This is a genomic window from Mesobacillus sp. S13 (assembly GCF_020422885.1).
Classification (GTDB): Bacteria; Bacillota; Bacilli; order Bacillales; family Cytobacillaceae; genus Mesobacillus; species Mesobacillus selenatarsenatis_A.
In genome coordinates this window covers 3,446,784-3,465,015 of record NZ_CP084622.1, presented here as the reverse complement: position 1 = coordinate 3,465,015, position 18,232 = coordinate 3,446,784, and the positions used below count along the sequence as shown (strand labels likewise).

The following is an 18,232-nucleotide window of genomic DNA, read 5'->3' as shown; positions in this document are numbered from 1 at the left end:
ACTACTAAACTTAACTGCCGGGAGGACATGTTCATGAAAAAGCAGCATATTATTAAGTTTTCGCTGATCCTTTCTGTTTTTTCTATTTTTATTTTCAGTTTTACATATTTTGGAGCATCTGCTTTTGGCTCCCGTGCATCCAGCAATCAGATTTTTTCAGAGAAAACATCTATAGGAAACGTGGACGTATCAAATAAAACACCTGAAGAAGCAAAGGCTCTGATCGAAGCCAAAGTAAATGAGTGGGCTCAAGCAGCACAAATCAAATTACTATATAAAGGTGAGACCTATGCAATCGATCCATTGCATTTTGTCTTCCTGTTGGATGAATCGGTTGCCGCTGCTCAAAACGGTGTGCAAAATGACCTTTTAGTAGAATTGAAGGGTGGGGCTTTAAGTTCATTGGAATTACCGGAGACAGTGAGAAGCCAACTGGATGATGAAAGACTGGTTAATGATTTAAGTAATGCAGGAAAAGGTCTGATTCTTGTCTCAGATTTCAGTCTGGAAAATTACCTTCCGGAAGAGAAGCCAGTTACGATTACAAGATCATCTCTAAAACTACCTGAAAAAAACAGTGAGATTAAAGAGCTGGCAGAAGCGATTCAAAAGATGGAAATTGCTCCTGAGTCTCATTTTTCATTAGCAAACTATGCCAGGGAAAATAACCTGAGCGAGACGTCTTCCTACGCGTATAGTCAAATAGCATCCGCTTTATATAAAGCGTTACTATCAACGAATTTTACAATCGGAGAAAGACATATTAGCTCAGAATTAGCAGTTAATATCGAGCTTGGCTTCGAATCAAAGGTTGATCTCTCCAAGAATCTTGACCTTAAATTCTATAATCCTAACAAAACATCCTACACCCTTGAACTTAGTATAGACAACGAGGAATTACTGGTAACAATAACTGGGGCACCGCTGTTATATGAATATACTGTTAAGACATCGAATAAACAGGAGTTCAAACCAAGAACTATAAAGCAATACTCCCCATTGCTCAAGACTGGCCAAAAATCAGTTGAGAGTGAAGGAAAGCCAGGTTTTCTCATTACAGTTTCCCGTGAAATTCATGGGCGAAAAGGGGAACTGTTAGAAACTGAATTCATTTCTGAAGATTTTTATACACCAGTACACAGGGTTGAAATTTATCCAATCGCGCCGGCCGTTCAGCAAACTCCACCTGCTACTGGTACTAATGATGGAACTGTGACTGAACCGAATGCAGTTCAAACTTTACCGCCTTCAGTTCCGGTTGAACAGACTGGGAATAACAATAATTCTACCGAAAATAGCAGTGATGGAACATCAGGTCAGGATGGAATCGCCAATGAGAATGATGATGATGGCAGCCTCTGGGGAAAGCCGGACGAACAGCCTAAGTAATCTTTTAACCGGGAGCGATGATAGATGAGACAAACAAGAAAGCGGCTTGGTGATCTATTGGTTGAAACGGAGATCATCACAGAAGAGCAGCTGCAAAGTGCCCTTGCCGAAAAATCAGAAGGGCAAAAGCTTGGAGATGTGCTCCTCCAGAGAGGGTTTATTACCGAACAGCAACTGATAGAGGTTCTTGAGTTCCAGCTCGGCATCCCGCACATCAGTCTATTTCGGTATCCATTCGATACAAAGCTCTTCACTCTAATACCGAAAGAAATTGCTAAAAGGCGCCTGGTCATTCCGCTGAAAAAGGAAGGGGACAAGCTATTCGTTGCAATGGCGGATCCGATGGACTTTTTCACGGTAGATGACCTTCGGCTGTCAACAGGCTTTCATATTGAAACAGCCATCGCCACCAAAGATGATATTCTGAGGGCGATCAATAAGTATTATGATAGCAACGAAGGCTTTGAAGAACTTTTAAGTGCGAATAATTTGACTAAAGAAGCTGTAAAAGAAGAAAAAGTGAATGAGGTAGATTCACCAATCATCAGGCTGGTCAACCAGCTTCTCTCAAATGCGACAACGAGCAAGGCCAGCGATATTCATATTGACCCTCAAGAGACAAAGGTTGTCATTCGATACCGGATAGATGGCATTCTTAGGACTGAGAGAGTACTGCCTAAGCATATGCAAAATGTCCTGATTGCTCGGGTCAAAATCATGGCTAATCTTGATATCACAGAGAATAGAATTCCACAAGATGGCAGGATCAAGGTGAATATAGACTTCCATCCAGTCGATCTCCGTGTATCAACACTCCCAACTGTTTATGGAGAAAAGGTGGTAATGCGTATTCTCGATATGGGCAGTACGCTGAATGATATTGAGAAGCTTGGATTCAATAAGCACAATCTTTCAAGGTTCATGGATATGATTTCCAAGCCTAATGGAATTGTACTGATAACAGGCCCGACAGGATCAGGGAAATCGTCTACCCTTTATGCGGCGCTTAACAAGCTGAATAGTGAGGAAGTAAATGTAATCACTATCGAGGATCCGGTTGAGTACCAGCTTGAAGGTATCAACCAGATTCAGGTAAACCAGAATGTCGGAATGACATTCGCTGCAGGGCTTCGCTCCATTCTTCGTCAGGATCCCGATATCATCATGGTCGGGGAAATTCGTGACAAGGAGACGGTGGAGGTTTCAGTCAGGGCATCCTTGACAGGGCATCTGGTTTTAAGCACGATTCACACAAATGATGCGCTAAGCTCGGTTACGAGGATGATTGATATGGGGGTTGAACCGTTTCTTGTTGCTTCATCATTGAGCGGTGTCGTTGCCCAGCGACTTGTAAGAAAGGTGTGCCGTGACTGTGCAGAAGCCCAAACGCCAACCAAACGGGAAATTGATATTTTTTCAAAAAGAGGGATCCAGATTGAAACAGTCTGGACAGGCAAAGGCTGTTCTTCATGCAATATGACAGGATATCGAGGCAGGATCGCTATTCATGAAGTGCTGACAATCGATGAAGATCTTCGGAAAGCGATCATGAACGAAGAACCAGTGTCTGTTTTAAAGGATATAGCGATAAAAAATAAAACAATCTTCCTGATCGATGATGGCTTGTTGAAGGTAAAACAGGGCTTGACATCGACTGAGGAAGTATTGAGGGTAGCTATTACAGAGTAAGCGGGGAAATGGGATGAGAGAAAAAATAGAACATTTGCTTAGTTCCGGTTTCGAACTTAAGGCTTCCGACATTCATATCACTGTCGGTGTGCCACCGATTTTAAGAGTCCATGGGGAACTGAAAAGATATGGCACAGAGGTCATATTACCTGAAGATACAGAGGGCATGGCCAGGGCGATTATTCCTGAAAAACTTTGGGATCAATTTAAGTCAAAGGGTGAACTGGATTTCTCTTATGGAATACCAGGAATCTCCAGATTCAGGGTAAATGCCTATCACCAGAGGGGATGCGTCTCGCTAGCAGCACGTGTAGTCCCAACAACCATTCCTACTCTTGAGGAACTTGAACTGCCTTCGGTTCTTAAGCGTATTGCCGAAAAACCGCAGGGACTCGTGCTTGTTACCGGGCCTACAGGAAGTGGAAAATCAACAACACTTGCCGCTTTGATCCAGTATATGAATAAGAATATGCGCAAGCACATCGTCACCCTTGAGGATCCGATTGAATATCTGCACAAGCATGGAAACAGTATCATCGACCAGCGTGAAGTAGGATTTGATACAAATAACTTTGCAAACGGACTACGAGCGGCACTCAGACAGGACCCTGATGTGATCCTTGTTGGGGAATTGAGGGATCTAGATACGATTCAGACAGCGATTACCGCTGCTGAAACAGGACACCTTGTGCTCGGAACCTTGCATACATCAAGTGCGCCTGCGACCATCAATCGTATCATTGATGTCTTTCCTGCAGGCCAGCAAGCGCAAATTCGCATCCAGTTGGCTTCAGTACTGGTGGCTGTTATTTCCCAGCGCCTGTTTCCGACTGTTGACAAGAAAAGCCGCCGAGGAGCAACTGAAATTCTTATTAATAACGCGGCTGTTGCCAATCTGATCCGCAATGAAAAAATCCACCAAATCATGAGCATTATGCAAACTTCAAAGGCTTTTGGCATGCATACACTTGAGATGAGTATTAAAGAGCTGGTTCAGCAAGGTATTATCTCGAGAGAATCTGCTGAACCATATTTACTAGAGAAGTTGGTGTAACATGGCAAGATTCAAATATTCCGGCCGTGACCGGACAAAAAAACGTTCAGGCACAATTACAGCAGGCTCTAAACGTGAAGCACTTGAAAGGCTGCGAGAAGAGGGAATCAGGACGACTGAAATTGTTGAGGTTCCTGAAACACTGTTGACAAAGGATATTTCGATTGGCAATCCCGTCAAGCTTCAGCATTTGGTGATATATCTCAGGCAGTTTGCGACCCTTTTAAAAGCAGGTGTGTCAGTTGTTGAATCGACGAAAATACTGGCGAACCAGACCGACAGTAAAGCACTGAGAAAAACATTGCTGGATATAGAAGCGGAGCTCCGGGAAGGGAACCAGTTATCCCAGGCTTCTGCCAAGCACGGGAAGATCTTCTCAGCAATGTATATCAACATGATCAAGGCTGGAGAAGCGGGCGGTAATATGGACGAAGCACTGGAACGCCTTGCAGATCATTATGAAAAACAGCATAATACCCGGCAGAAAGTAGTGGCCGCTTTAACATATCCAGCTGTAATTGCATTCATCGCAATTGGTGTCGTCATTTTCTTATTGGTTTCTGTTGTACCGACCTTTGTGGATATGTTCTCTGACTTTGGCGGGGAATTGCCTGCCATCACAAGATTCGTACTCGGTGCAAGTGAATTCATGCAGGAATTCTGGTGGCTGATCATCCTTTTCGCATTAAGTATTGTGGTTCTCATCATTGCAATGAACAAAAACAAGAAGACCAAGTATTATCTCGATTATGCAATGCTAAGAATGCCGCTATTCGGAAAGATGATGCAGAAGGCTGTACTGGCGAGGATGACGAGAACACTGAGTTCTCTTTTCACGAGCTCGGTACCGATACTTCAAGCTTTATCTATTGTTGAAAATGTTGTTGAAAATGAAGTGATTTCGCGTGTGGTACGCGAATCAAGAGATGCGCTGGAAGTAGGGCAATCGATGACAGGACCGATGAAACAGCACTGGGCCTTTCCGCCGCTCGTCACACAGATGATTTCCATCGGGGAAGAAACAGGTTCCCTTGACGGTATGCTTGGGAAAGTTGCTGAATTCTATGAAAAAGAAGTGGAAACTAGCACCGATCAGCTAAAATCATTGATTGAACCAATTATGATCGTCGTACTCGCAGGCCTTGTTGGAACTATCGTCACGTCTATCATGGTGCCAATGTTCGACATATTCAACCATGTAAATTAAAACTTGCGAAAAATAGACAAATTCTACTAAAAAATTATATGAAATTACCAATCTATCCATTATAATATTGATAGTTACATATTTCTTTAGTCGTAGGTAAAATTAACTAAAAGGAGAGGTAAATATGTTTAAAGCATTAAAGAAAAAAATGAAAGATCAAAGAGGTTTGACACTGATTGAACTATTGGCTGTAATTGTAATTTTGGGGATTATTGCGGCGATTGCGATTCCGAGTATTGGGAATATTATTAGTAGCACTGATAAAAAAGCTACTGTTAGTGAAGGTTTACAGATAATTAGTGCGGCTAAACTTTATGTTGCTGAAAAAGCACCTGCTACTTCTGTTGATGTAGATGAAACTGCACTAGCTCCATATGTTGATAATGTTGAGGGAGATTTTACAGTTAAAATCACAAGAGATTCTAATGGTAAATATAGTTATGCACTAACTGAACATGCTTCTGTAGCATTAGTTGATAAAGATACATCAGGAGCAGGGAAAGATGTTGCAAGTGAAAGCGAGCTACTAGCTTATAAGTGATGAACATTTTTATTATAATTTTTTTTATATTTGGCCTCATCCTAGGTTCCTTCTACAACGTAGTAGGCCTCAGAGTGCCGGAAGGAAAATCAATCGTAGCACCTCGGTCATCCTGTCCGAACTGTGGGCATCAGTTGACTGCTCTTGAATTGATTCCAGTATTGTCATATATGTTTCAAAGGGGGAAATGCCGCCGGTGCAAGGTCGGCATTTCTCTTGTTTATCCGCTGTTTGAGTTATTGACTGGTGTTCTTTTTGCCGGCGCTGCCTGGATGATTGGCTGGAACGGCGAGCTAATCATTGCTTTAACTTTAATCTCTTTATTCATCATTATCACTGTTTCCGATTTGGAGTACATGATCATCCCGGATAAGGTGCTTCTTGTGTTCTCAGGGATTTTCATTATTGAACGCATTATTATTCCTCTTGCTCCCTGGTGGGATTCCTTTGCCGGTGCAGGAGCGGGATTCTCTCTCCTCTTAATGATTGCCTTTGCAAGCAGAGGTGGTATGGGCGGCGGTGACATTAAGCTTTTTGCCTTGATTGGTTTTGTCGTCGGTTTAAAGACGATGTTGCTATCCTTCTTTTTCGCCACTTTTTTTGGCGCATTTTTTGGCATCATTGCTATGCTTCTTGGTTTTGTCAAAAAAAAGCAGCCTATCCCATTTGGCCCGTTTATCGCGCTTGGTACATTGACTGCCTATTTTTTTGGAGCGCAGATTATCCAGTGGTATCTTAATCTATTAAACTTTGGTTTTTAAACAAAGGAGTTTCAGACCATGGCATTATCTCTTTTTTCTGGTAGAAGCAAGGTTGTTAATATCGTGGTCAATGACCATTCTATCCGTTATGTTGAATTGAAACAAAGAAATCCGGCTACTCCGCTTCATTATGGACAGCGATATTTGCCGCCTGGAATTATACTGGATGGTAAAATTCAGGATTTTGATACATTAGAAAACATCCTTGATGAATGTCTTGATGACTGGAAGATTTCCAGAAGGGAAATCCGTTTTACGGTCCCAGATTCACTCGTCATCATTAGGAAGGTTTCCATTCCAGTTGATGTTAAAGAAGACGAAATCCATGGCTATCTATATTTGGAATTAGGTACTTCCATCCACCTTCCATTCGAGGATCCAGTTTTCGATATCATCCCTCTTGGAATAGAGGATCAGAAGCAGCAGATTCTTGTTTTTGCTGCACCAGAGCAATATGTAACAGAGTATGCTGATCTGTTCAAAGCTATTAAACTTAAACCTATTGCCGCAGATATCTCACCACTGGCGATTTACAGGCTCTACTATCAGCAGGCATTGAAGAGTGAAAATGAAATCCTGCTGACAGTCCAGTTTGACCTTGATGTTGTCAGCATGTGTGTATTTGAAGAGCATATCCCAGTTTTCATGCGTCATATTCCAGGTGATTTGAAAGAGAATTGGAAGGTGAAGAGCGGCAGGGGACGCTTCTCAGACCAGGAATTGGTATATGAAGGTGAAGTTACCGAGCTCACTTTTCAACTTGAAGATATCTACCGCGATATTGCCAAGCTAATGGATTTCTATCATTATTCATTGACTCAAGGAAAAAGCGAAGTCACAAGAATATTGCTGAATGGAGACCATCCTATGCTTGACCGTATTCTCAACGATATGAAAGAACGATTCGGTATCCAGGTAGATACACTGAGAGTTCCCCTTATAGGAGAATCAACAGAAGAATTGCCGAAAGCTTTTCATCTTGCATTGGGACTTGGATTGAAAGAGGTGTAAATGATGCTTGTAGAGATTAACCTTTTACCTAAAAAAGAACATAAGAAATCCTCGTCGCTCATGACCGCCCTTTTGATTCTTGCTCTATTATCTGTGAGTGCTACAGTCGCCTTCATTCAGGGAAATAGCTATGATAATAAAATGGCATCAATCGATAATCAAATTGAGACTGTCCAAAAGCTCAACGAGGCACAGCAGGCGAAAATTGCCGAAGGAGACACTGGCAACTCTTCATTGAAACTACAGGAAGCAGTAAAGTGGGCAGAGCAAGCCCCGATGGAAACAGTACCTCTGCTCCGGAACGTCATTTCCCAGTTGCCTGAACGTGGATTTATCAAGAATTTTGAATACAGCAACTCTAACTCTGTCCTGATCACCATCCAGTTTGATGCTTCAAGAGATGCTGCGTATTATTTAAGCACATTAAAGAGTTCTGATTGGGTTGAGAAGGTCTCACTCTTAAATGTTGTTGCAGTTCAGGATGCAGAAAGCAGTGAAAGCAGTACGAATGCCACTGATCCTGAAAAGGATGAAGAAAAGACTTTGCCTCGCTACACAGCAGAATACGAACTGATTTTTAAAGAGGATGTTTTCTTGAAAAATGGCAGTGTCGCTTCAAAGGGAGGGGATGAGACATGAACCTCCGTTTTGAAAAGAAAAATATCATGATCCTGGCGATTGCTGTATCACTGTCAGTCTTGATTTACATAGGTGCATATTTCGTTTTTATAAATCCATTAAAGGATAGTCTTGCTTTAAAAGAGAATCAATTGAAATCTGAGCAACAGCTCAGTGAAAGCTTTGAAACACGCCTTGCAGCTTCAAAGGACGACTATCAAAGCACAATTGAGCTACAAAAGAAGCTCCCGGTTGACCCAATGGTTGAACAACTTGTCCTGGATTTTGAAAAAGCAGAAGTTGTTTCAAATAGCTACATAACATCAATGGAATTCAATCAGGAATCAAGTGAAGCTCCAACGGCTCAAGCGGGTGAAACTCAGGGGACTGAAACAGTCACAGGAGAAGCAGTGGAACCTTTGAAGATGCCTGAAGGGATTGAGAAGACAGCTGTCACGATCACAGTTGAAGCAGATGGCTATTTTGAATTGGAGAAATTTATAGAAACACTCGAAAAACTGAAGCGCCTGGTTATGGTTGATTCTATTTCTTTTAGCGGTCCAGAGGAAATTAATTCCCTTTCGGATGAAAAAAGCCCGATCGTCATGACTCTTACAATCAATTCTTATTACCTATCAGGACTGGATGATCTAAAGGAACACAATCCAAAAATCGAAACCCCAGCCCCAGCTAACAAACGAAACCCTTTCCCGACTTTCGGCGATTACTCAGAGGAAAATCTAGAAGAACTAGAGCAATCCGAAGCAGATGATACCGAGGGTACGGACGAAAACTAAATCTAGTAAAAAAATTGACGAAAGCATTCTATAACAAGACGACAAAAGTCTTGTTATTTTTTTTTGCCATTATGATAGGATGGACAAAACACGAACGGGCAGGGGGAGGTACAAGCATTGGACAAGCAAGGTAAGACCATCACTATCAAGATTAATGGCAAAGACCGTCCGATTCAGGCTGATAAAAAAGTACAGGCTGATAAAAACAGTAAGAAATATAGTCAAAAAGGCGCTAATGAGAATCGTCAAGTTGATCAACCAAAGAGCAATAACTATCAAATCAATAATGTTCGCGAAGACCGAAGTAAGGTTTATCCTCTTGAAAATGAGGCAGCACTGAATGAAAGTGCAGCTGCACAGGAACAAAACGAGGATAGTTTTGATTGGATTTTGCCTGATCCCGTCGAAGAGGAAATCGTTAAAGAATATAAGATTGCCCCGACACAGGAGAAAAAGCAGAAAAAGAAAAGCATTGGCATTTCGGTATGGAATCCTAAAATGAATCGTAATAACCGCCTTTATACGACAATCATCATGAATGTCCTTTTTGCTGTTTTGATTGGAACAGCGTTTGGAGTGACATTCCTGAAGTTCCTGCCGTCTGAGCCAGATACGGCAGCACCAGCAGTGACCCAGCCAAAAGCTGGGCAAGCAGAAGAAAAGCCGGCAGGGGGGAAGGAGTCGCTAGAGTTAAAACCGATTCCAACCTTTATCGTCCAGAATGGCATTTTCACCACAGAAGCCGGAGCGAAGGAAAGGGTGGACCTCCTTTCCGGGCAAGGAGTCACAGCTGAATTATTTCCTGTAAATGGACAGTTCGCCGTCTATTTAGGGACTGCAGGAAGCATTGAAGCTGCCAAACAACAAGCAGAGGCACTGAAGGCTAAAGGAGTAGAAGTTTTCGCAAAGCCTTTCGAAATAGCAGGGGGAACGGCAGCCGGGTTAACAGCAGATGAAGCGGAATTTCTTAAACAGGCACCGGAAATCTATACGATCCTGTTGAACGGTTCCGCAGCTGAAGCGGAAGAGGTAAAAAAAGTTGAAGATTACCAGGTAAAGCTATCCAAAATGGAAGACAAGAGTATAGCAGATAAGGCTGTCCTAAAAGCAAAAGCGAGCATGGAGAAAGCAAGTGGAGCTTTTACAAGTTACCAAAAAACAAAGGATGCGAACCAGCTGGTGGAAATGGAAAAAAGCCTTCTGGCATTCCTTTCCGCATATCAGATGATAGGAAAGTAATATACCAGAATATTTTCCGGGAAATTGTACAAATTAACAGAGCCTTCGGCAAATTGTGCCAGGCTCTGATTTTTTTTGGCAAACTGATGACTAAAGATTGTTACAATTGGTGAACTTTGTTAGTATTAGCTTGTATCTCCCTTTGATGCAAAAAGTAAAGAAAGGTGATTTTATGCAACGCCTCATTTTAGCCTCTTCTTCTCCACGGCGAAAAGAACTTCTTGAAAACCTCCGCTTGAATTTCGAAATCTCGAGCAGTGATGCAGACGAAAGTTTCAGTGAGAATTTAAGCCCAGCCGACGCGGTAATGGAGCTTGCTTCCAGAAAGTCGGGAACGGTGGCGCCGAATTTTCCTGATTGTTTCGTGATCGGATCAGATACTGTCGTTGTCCATGACGGCATGATTCTTGGGAAGCCTGAAAGCGGACAAGAAGCCTTACAGATGCTCAAAAAGCTGTCTGGGAACACTCATTCAGTCTACACAGGAGTATCAATCATCTCCCCTGAGAAGGAAACGCGTTTCTATGAAAAAACAGATGTGACGTTCTGGGAATTGTCAGATGAAGAAATCGACATCTATATAAAGAGCGGTGAACCATTCGATAAGGCGGGCGGCTATGGAATCCAGGGATTCGGCAGCATGCTTGTCAAAGAAATCAGTGGGGATTATTACACAGTTGTTGGTCTTCCTGTATCAAGATTGATCAGGGAGTTAAGAAAAATCGGATACAACCTTCCTTATTAAAAGAAAACCACAGAAACTTCTTCTACACTTCCCTCGTCATTATCCATGACTGGGAGGAAAATGTATTGACTACACATTCATTAATGATTAGAGATTATCCGCAAAATGAGCGGCCGCGGGAACGATTTGTCCAAAATGGTCCCCAGAGCCTCTCCAATCATGAATTGCTTGCCCTCCTGTTAGGAACAGGATCACGGGAGGAGTCAGTTCTCCAGCTTGCAAACCGAATGCTTTCCCAGTTTGAGGGCCTCCGGCTCCTTAAAGATGCAACCTTGGAAGAGTTGACACAAATCAAAGGGATCGGAAAAGCAAAAGCGATCCATGTCCTCGCGGCTGTTGAAATCGGCAGGCGCATCGCCAACCATACCCTAGATGAACGCTATGTGATTCGCTCACCGGAAGACGGAGCGAAATATTTAATGAATGATATGCGCTTCCTGACACAGGAGCATTTTGTCTGCCTGTACTTGAATACGAAAAATCAGGTGATTCACAGGCAGACGATTTTCATTGGCAGCCTTAACGCTTCGATCGTCCATCCACGAGAGGTGTTCAAGGAAGCTGTCCGGAGATCGGCAGCATCAGTCATTTGCGTCCACAATCATCCGTCCGGTGATCCGACTCCGAGCAGGGAAGATATTGAAGTCACCAAGCGGCTTGCCGAGTCCGGGAAGATAGTCGGAATTGAATTGCTAGATCATTTGATCATTGGGGAAAATAAATATGTTAGTTTGAAGGAAAAAGGGTATGTATGATACTAGGATTTTGATTGACGTTACGATATAATATAATTTATGATTTTTGCGGACAAGTTAAAATTTTGTCAGAAAATCTGCCTATGAACATTCAACTAATTTTGTTATAGATTGCCTGTTCTTTTATTGCATTTTTTGTTAAGAAAGGGAGATACACTATGTTTGGGATTGGTACAAGAGACCTTGGAATCGACCTTGGTACTGCTAATACACTTGTTTATGTTAAAGGAAAAGGAATCGTTTTAAGAGAGCCTTCGGTTGTGGCCCTTCAAACGGATACAAAAAATATCGTTGCAGTCGGTAATGACGCAAAGAACATGATCGGACGTACACCTGGGAATGTCGTAGCATTACGACCAATGAAGGATGGCGTCATCGCTGATTACGAGACAACAGCGACAATGATGAAATACTACATCAAACAGGCTACGAAGAATAAGGGCTGGTTTGCTGGCAAGCCGTATGTCATGGTATGTGTTCCATCCGGAATCACTGCGGTTGAAGAGCGTGCGGTTATCGATGCGACTCGCCAGGCAGGCGCTAGGGATGCCTTTACGATTGAGGAGCCATTTGCTGCGGCAATCGGAGCAAACCTTCCTGTATGGGAACCAACTGGTAGCATGGTTGTCGACATTGGTGGCGGAACGACAGAAGTCGCGATCATTTCACTTGGGGGAATTGTAACATCTCAATCTGTTCGCATCGCTGGTGATGAAATGGATGACGCAATCATCAATTATATTCGTAAAACGTACAATCTGATGATTGGTGAGAGAACGGCTGAAGCGATTAAAATGGAAGTCGGTTCTGCAGGAGACTCTGAAGGCATTGAAAATATGGAAATCCGTGGCCGTGACTTGCTGACAGGACTGCCAAAGACAATTGAAATCACCGCTGAAGAAATTGCTAAAGCATTGCGTGACACAGTATACGCCATTGTCGATGCAGTCAAGCTCACACTGGAAAAAACACCACCGGAACTTGCTTCTGATATCATGGACCGTGGTATTGTCCTTACTGGCGGAGGCGCTTTGCTGCGTAATTTGGACAAGGTCATCAGTGAAGAAACAAAAATGCCCGTCTTGATTGCCGAAGATCCGCTGGACTGTGTTGCAATTGGAACAGGAAAGGCATTGGATCATATCGATTTATTCAAAACAAAAGCAAAAGAATCAAGGTAATAAGGAAGGGAAGCGGGATCATCCACTTCCCTCCTCTTCTGTAAACTATTTTTTTAGATTAGAGGTGTACATCCATGCCACAGTTCTTTTTTAATAAACGCCTGATAATGCTGCTTGTGAGCATTATTGTCCTCGTGGCATTGATTGGATTTTCTTTAAGGGAAAGAGAAGAATTGACATGGCCCGAGCAGTTTATCAAAGACTCGACAAGCTGGGTACAGTCCGTTGTTTCAAGACCTACGAATTATATCGCTGGTTTGATCGAAAACCTTCAAGACTTGCAAAATACATATCAGGAAAACAAAGAGTTGAAGAAACGCGTTGATGATATGGCCCGCCTTGAAGCGAAAGTATACTCCCTTGAAAAAGAAAACGAGGAGCTTCAGGAAATTTTAGATAAGCAAGAATCACTAGCAGACTATGAGCCAATCCAGGCTGTCAGGATTGCCAGAAGTCCCGAGCGCTGGAATGAGCTGATTATCATCAATAGAGGTGCTTCTAACGGTATTGAAAAAAATATGGCGGTCATCACTTCAAAAGGATTGATTGGCAAAATCAAAAGTACGACACCATTTTCAGCAACTGTGCAGCTCATCAGCTCGATTGACCCGACCAACAGGATTTCTGCCATCCTGCAGGCTGAAAAGCCGCTTTATGGAACGATTGAAGGATATGACAAGAAAAATGAGCTTCTTTTATTAAAAGGCTTGCCATTTGATGCGAAAATTGAAAAAGGACAGAACGTAGTCACCACTGGTATGGGTGGCATTTTCCCTAAAGATCTTCCAATCGGAAAAGTTGTCAAGGTTGTCCCGGATCAATTTGGTTTGAATCAGACCGCATACATTAAGCCTGAAGCAAATCTCTATGATTTGGAACATGTCATGGTAGTGAAAAAATCGATGATATCAGTTGATATAGAGGAAAGCTTGGAAGATAGCGAAGGCGAGGAGGAAGGCAATTGATCCGATTCTTGCTCCCTGCTCTTTTCGCTTTTTTATTCATTTTGGAAAGTTTGTTCGTAGAACTGCTGCCTGCCGAGTTATTCAACAGTGACCGGATTCTTGTACCGCATTTTCTCATGGCCGGGATTTTGTTTTTGACGGCCTACTTGAGTCCAAAGCATGGAATCCTTTACGGAATCATTTTTGGGCTTCTTTTTGATATTGTCTACACCGAAATCATCGGAATCTATTTATTCATGTTTCCGTTCATTGCTTACTTGATCGCGAATATGATGAGAATCCTGCAGACCAATATTTTGATCGTATCAATTCTATCCCTTCTTGGCATCACGCTTCTTGAGGTAGGGGTTTACGAGTTGATGCTTTTGATAAAAATTACTGACCTGGACTTTTCTACCTATGTTAAAATAAGACTAGTCCCAACATTGATTCTAAACCTTGCATTTATCATATTGGCTGCCTATCCATTTAAAAAGCAGTTCGAGAATGCTGCAGACCGGCTAAGAATCGATTGAATTCGCTGCCAAACTTTTATCGGAGCTATAAAAAAACCGTACATGTATCCCGATTAAAGGAATTTGGCGGATGGATGTCGAATTTCTTTCAGGTAAATAATTTTATTACAATACAGCAGATAAATGTCCAGCTCCGGTGCCCAGCCCCTCGGACATATAGGGGCTGATCAAGGCGCTTGCGCTTTTCGTATGAGGTGAACATCTAGTATGAAGAAATCACAAAATGTGACGATAAAAGGAACAAAAGATGGACTTACGCTCCATCTGGATGATAATTGCTCCTATGATGAACTGAAGAAGGAGCTTGACAGGAAGCTATCCAACTCATCACGTGTCCAGGAAGAGCAACAGCTGCTTTCGGTAAAGGTGAAAGTAGGCAATAGGTATCTTACAAAAGCTCAGGAAGAAGAGCTGAAAGACCTGATCCGGCAAAAGAGGAATTTGATCGTCGAGGAACTGGTGACAAATGTGATCACCAGGGAGGAGGCTGACAAGCTTCGCCAGGAAACGGAAATCGTGCCTGTTGCCAAAGTGATCCGTTCAGGACAGGTTCTTGAAATAACTGGGGACTTGCTGCTCATCGGAGATGTCAATCCCGGAGGAACGGTCAAGGCGACAGGGAATATTTTTATCATGGGTGCTTTAAAAGGGGTCGCACATGCAGGTTCGGAAGGCAATGATGAAGCAGTTATTGCGGCATCAGTCATGAAGCCGTCACAGCTACGCATCAGTGATTGCATCAACCGGTCTCCAGACCATGTACCAGATGAAGAAAACCGTGTGATGGAATGTGCATACATATCAGACAGTCAACAGATTGTTGTTGATAGATTACAAGTTTTAATGAAGAAAAGACCTAATTTAACTAGATTCGAAGGAGGCCTCTAAATGGGAGAAGCGATAGTAGTTACATCCGGAAAAGGCGGAGTTGGCAAAACGACAACTTCTGCTAATATTGGTACAGCTTTGGCCCTTCAAGGCAAAAGAGTCTGCCTTGTCGATACAGATATCGGCTTGCGTAACCTGGACGTTGTCATGGGGCTTGAAAATCGCATTATCTATGATCTCGTCGATGTAATTGAAGGAAGATGCAAGATTCATCAGGCACTTGTAAAAGATAAGCGCTTCGATGACCACCTATATTTGCTTCCTGCTGCCCAGACAAGTGATAAAACAGCGGTCCAGCCGGAACAAATGAGAAAATTGGTGAATGAACTGAAGCAGGATTATGATTATATCATCATCGATTGCCCGGCAGGAATCGAGCAGGGCTATAAAAACGCTGTTGCCGGTGCTGACAAGGCGATTGTCGTCACAACACCAGAGGTTTCCGCAGTCAGGGATGCTGACAGGATCATCGGACTGCTTGAAAAAGAAGAAAATGTTGAATCACCAAAACTAGTCATCAACAGGATCCGAAGCCATATGATGAAAAATGGCGATATGCTTGATGTGGATGAAATCACGACACACCTATCCATCGATTTAATCGGGATTGTGGCCGATGATGATGAAGTCATCAAAGCTTCGAATCACGGCGAGCCAATCGCACTGAATCCAAATAGCAAAGCATCCATTGCCTACAGGAATATCGCTAGGAGAATTCTTGGTGAGTCTGTTCCATTGCAGCAATTGGATAATGATAATAAAGGCGTATTTTCGAAGATCAAAAAGTTCTTCGGCGTCCGCTGATCAAAGGCATCTGCTCTCGCTTGTCCGAGGGCAGGTGTTTTTTTGATTAAGAAGGCTCTGCTAACAAGGCTGTTGATTTTCGTTCCAGGCGCTTCGCTTTCCGCGGGCAGTCGGGGAGCCTCCTCAGCGCTTTAAGCGCTTGCGGGGTCTCCCCATGACTTGCTGATCCCGCAGGAGTCTACGCGCCTTCCACTGCAATCAACAGGAGTAAAAAACAATGTTGGACTTTAGCAGAGCCATTAAGAAAGAATGTTCTCGCTCCTTGCTCAAGTAATCGTCCTGTGCCATCGTAGTTGATTTTTAGTTTTGAGCAGAAGTCACATCTTCCATTCATCTAATTTGTCATACTCTCGTTGGACAGGTCATAGACTTGTACTAACTTAGAGTACAAGGGGAATGGTGGGATTGTATGAACTCGAGAGCTGATGATATACGCAGAAGGATGATGAAGAGGAAAAGAGAGCGGGAAAGAATGGAGAAAATGAACCATAATCGCTTTTTTTCGACGGAGGAAGAGCGGCATGGTTTTGACCGGATTCCATCTTATGACATGGGTCCGGGGGAAGGTGGACATCCTCTATTCAAAAAGGAAGTTTTTTTATTCAAGGTGCTTGCTTCGGCGTGCCTGGTTTTGATCATTGCGATCATTTACCGCAGTCCATCTGAAAAAGCAGAAACAATCCAGCAATACGTGAAGCATACGATGGAACAGGAATTCCAGTTTGCTGCCGTTTCGAACTGGTATGAAGATCAGTTTGGAAAGCCTCTGGCTCTGCTTCCAGCCAAAGAATCTGGCGAGGAAGAAAATAAACAGGATTTGGCTCCCGACAACCAGTATGCACTCCCTGCTTCCGGTAAAATCCTTGAAGATTTTGGCGACAATGGCCAGAGAATCATGATTGAAACCGGCAAAGGTGCCGGTGTAGAAGCCATGGATGAAGGTCTTGTCCACTTTGTCGGCATGAAGGAAGGATTCGGCAAAACGGTCATTGTGCAGCATGCAGACAAGAGTGAAACATGGTACGGAAACCTCGACAAAATCGACGTAAGCCTTTATGAATATATTTCCAAGGGCACAAAGGTAGGAAGTGCGATGGACAGTACGGATGGAATCAAAGGTTCGTTTTACTTCGCTATTAAAAAAGGGGATGACTTCGTTGATCCTGTCCAGGTGATCAAGTTTGAATAAAGCCATTGAATTATTGCGAAAAATACACATCCATCCTTTGTTGTGGGTGATCATCGCCCTTGCTGTTGCGACCGCGCATTTTATAGAGCTGATGATGGTGCTGCTGATTATTTTTGTTCATGAAATGGGACATGGTGCTGCAGCTTCTTTTTTTTCGTGGAGAATCAAGAAAATCGCCTTGCTGCCATTCGGCGGTGTAGCGGAAATGGATGAGCATGGAAACAGACCGTTAAAAGAGGAACTGATTGTCGTCCTTGCAGGCCCCCTGCAGCATATCTGGATGATGGCGCTCTCCTCTTTGCTGTTTGCCGCAGGGCTTGTTCCGGAAAAATGGCATATGTTGTTCATCGAATATAATATGATGGTCCTTTTGTTCAATCTGATTCCAATCTGGCCATTGGATGGAGGCAAGCTGTTGTTCATCCTGCTATCGTTGTCCACTTCCTTTCAAGAAGCCCATGTGCGGACGCTGTATGTCTCAGCAGGAATACTGGCACTTTTTTCGGCTTTCCTTATCGTCATGGCCCCAATGACATTGAATGTCTGGGTCATCATCGGTTTCCTGGCTTTCTCCCTGTACTTTGAATGGAAGCAGCGACGGTTCACATTCATGCGCTTTTTGATGGAAAGGCACTATGGAAAGCAGGTGGATTTAAGAGAGCTGAAGCCGATCAACGCCACCGAGAATGAAATGGTCGGGCAGGTCCTGAGTAAATTTCAGCGCGGCTGCAAGCATCCCATCATCGTCAAGCAGAAGGACGGCAAAGAAATGGTCATGGATGAGAATGAATTGCTCCATGCTTTTTTCAGTGAGAAGCTGTTATCAGCGAAAATTGGAGATTTGCTTTACACCTTTTAAAATAGGATAATGAATGCAGCGCAGA

The 18,232-nt window shown here is 43.1% G+C and carries 19 protein-coding genes; all 19 read left to right on the top strand.

Annotated elements, in window-relative coordinates:
• Window positions 1-33: 33 nt before the first annotated feature.
• The 19 genes from LGO15_RS17780 (at window position 34) to LGO15_RS17690 (ending at window position 18,207) form a co-directional block, all read left to right on the top strand.
• On the top strand, window positions 34-1,389 hold the full coding sequence (locus LGO15_RS17780) for a VanW family protein (RefSeq protein ID WP_167832803.1): 1,356 nt from the start codon (window positions 34-36) through the stop codon (window positions 1,387-1,389).
• Window positions 1,390-1,413: 24 nt separating this feature from the next.
• The gene (locus LGO15_RS17775) at window positions 1,414-3,078 is read left to right on the top strand and encodes a GspE/PulE family protein (protein WP_167832804.1); all 1,665 of its coding nucleotides are present in this window, start codon (window positions 1,414-1,416) and stop codon (window positions 3,076-3,078) included.
• 13 nt (window positions 3,079-3,091) lie between these two features.
• Entirely contained in the window at window positions 3,092-4,132 is a 1,041-nt protein-coding gene (locus LGO15_RS17770) for a type IV pilus twitching motility protein PilT (protein ID WP_167832805.1), read from the top strand.
• Window position 4,133: 1 nt separating this feature from the next.
• Window positions 4,134-5,339, top strand: coding sequence for a type II secretion system F family protein (locus LGO15_RS17765; protein WP_167832806.1), 1,206 nt, complete (start codon window positions 4,134-4,136; stop codon window positions 5,337-5,339).
• Window positions 5,340-5,463: 124 nt separating this feature from the next.
• Window positions 5,464-5,880 (top strand): prepilin-type N-terminal cleavage/methylation domain-containing protein, encoded by a 417-nt coding sequence (locus tag LGO15_RS17760; protein ID WP_226085440.1) that lies wholly within the window; start codon window positions 5,464-5,466, stop codon window positions 5,878-5,880.
• Window positions 5,880-6,641: a prepilin peptidase gene (locus tag LGO15_RS17755; protein WP_226085439.1), complete on the top strand. Its 762-nt coding sequence runs from the start codon at window positions 5,880-5,882 to the stop codon at window positions 6,639-6,641. The genes LGO15_RS17760 and LGO15_RS17755 overlap by 1 nt, the downstream gene beginning before the upstream one ends.
• An 18-nt stretch (window positions 6,642-6,659) precedes the next feature.
• On the top strand, window positions 6,660-7,652 hold the full coding sequence (gene pilM, locus LGO15_RS17750) for a type IV pilus biogenesis protein PilM (RefSeq protein WP_226085438.1): 993 nt from the start codon (window positions 6,660-6,662) through the stop codon (window positions 7,650-7,652).
• Window positions 7,653-8,291 carry a PilN domain-containing protein gene (locus tag LGO15_RS17745; protein WP_226085437.1) on the top strand — a complete coding sequence of 213 codons (639 nt, stop codon included), beginning with the start codon at window positions 7,653-7,655 and terminating at the stop codon, window positions 8,289-8,291.
• Entirely contained in the window at window positions 8,288-9,067 is a 780-nt protein-coding gene (locus tag LGO15_RS17740) for a pilus assembly protein PilO (protein WP_226085436.1), read from the top strand. The genes LGO15_RS17745 and LGO15_RS17740 overlap by 4 nt, the downstream gene beginning before the upstream one ends.
• 117 nt (window positions 9,068-9,184) lie before the next feature.
• Window positions 9,185-10,306: an SPOR domain-containing protein gene (locus tag LGO15_RS17735; RefSeq protein ID WP_226085435.1), complete on the top strand. Its 1,122-nt coding sequence runs from the start codon at window positions 9,185-9,187 to the stop codon at window positions 10,304-10,306.
• 172 nt (window positions 10,307-10,478) lie between these two features.
• A complete protein-coding gene (locus LGO15_RS17730; protein WP_226085434.1) occupies window positions 10,479-11,051 on the top strand; it encodes a Maf family protein in 573 nt (190 codons plus the stop codon).
• A gap of 83 nt (window positions 11,052-11,134) precedes the next feature.
• Window positions 11,135-11,806, top strand: a complete 672-nt coding sequence (gene radC / locus LGO15_RS17725; protein WP_226087927.1) for a RadC family protein — start codon at window positions 11,135-11,137, stop codon at window positions 11,804-11,806.
• 158 nt (window positions 11,807-11,964) lie between these two features.
• Entirely contained in the window at window positions 11,965-12,987 is a 1,023-nt protein-coding gene (locus LGO15_RS17720) for a rod shape-determining protein (RefSeq protein ID WP_226085433.1), read from the top strand.
• A 74-nt stretch (window positions 12,988-13,061) separates the two neighbouring features.
• Entirely contained in the window at window positions 13,062-13,952 is an 891-nt protein-coding gene (gene mreC / locus LGO15_RS17715) for a rod shape-determining protein MreC (RefSeq protein ID WP_226085432.1), read from the top strand.
• Window positions 13,949-14,467 (top strand): rod shape-determining protein MreD, encoded by a 519-nt coding sequence (mreD, locus tag LGO15_RS17710; protein WP_226085431.1) that lies wholly within the window; start codon window positions 13,949-13,951, stop codon window positions 14,465-14,467. The genes mreC and mreD overlap by 4 nt, the downstream gene beginning before the upstream one ends.
• A gap of 207 nt (window positions 14,468-14,674) precedes the next feature.
• The gene (gene minC / locus LGO15_RS17705; RefSeq protein ID WP_226085430.1) at window positions 14,675-15,355 is read left to right on the top strand and encodes a septum site-determining protein MinC; all 681 of its coding nucleotides are present in this window, start codon (window positions 14,675-14,677) and stop codon (window positions 15,353-15,355) included.
• The gene (gene minD / locus LGO15_RS17700) at window positions 15,356-16,159 is read left to right on the top strand and encodes a septum site-determining protein MinD (protein ID WP_167832817.1); all 804 of its coding nucleotides are present in this window, start codon (window positions 15,356-15,358) and stop codon (window positions 16,157-16,159) included. It begins immediately after the preceding gene.
• Between the two features lie 409 nt (window positions 16,160-16,568).
• Entirely contained in the window at window positions 16,569-17,348 is a 780-nt protein-coding gene (locus tag LGO15_RS17695) for a M23 family metallopeptidase (protein WP_226085429.1), read from the top strand.
• Window positions 17,341-18,207: a M50 family metallopeptidase gene (locus LGO15_RS17690; RefSeq protein ID WP_226085428.1), complete on the top strand. Its 867-nt coding sequence runs from the start codon at window positions 17,341-17,343 to the stop codon at window positions 18,205-18,207. The genes LGO15_RS17695 and LGO15_RS17690 overlap by 8 nt, the downstream gene beginning before the upstream one ends.
• The last annotated feature ends 25 nt before the right edge of the window (window positions 18,208-18,232 follow it).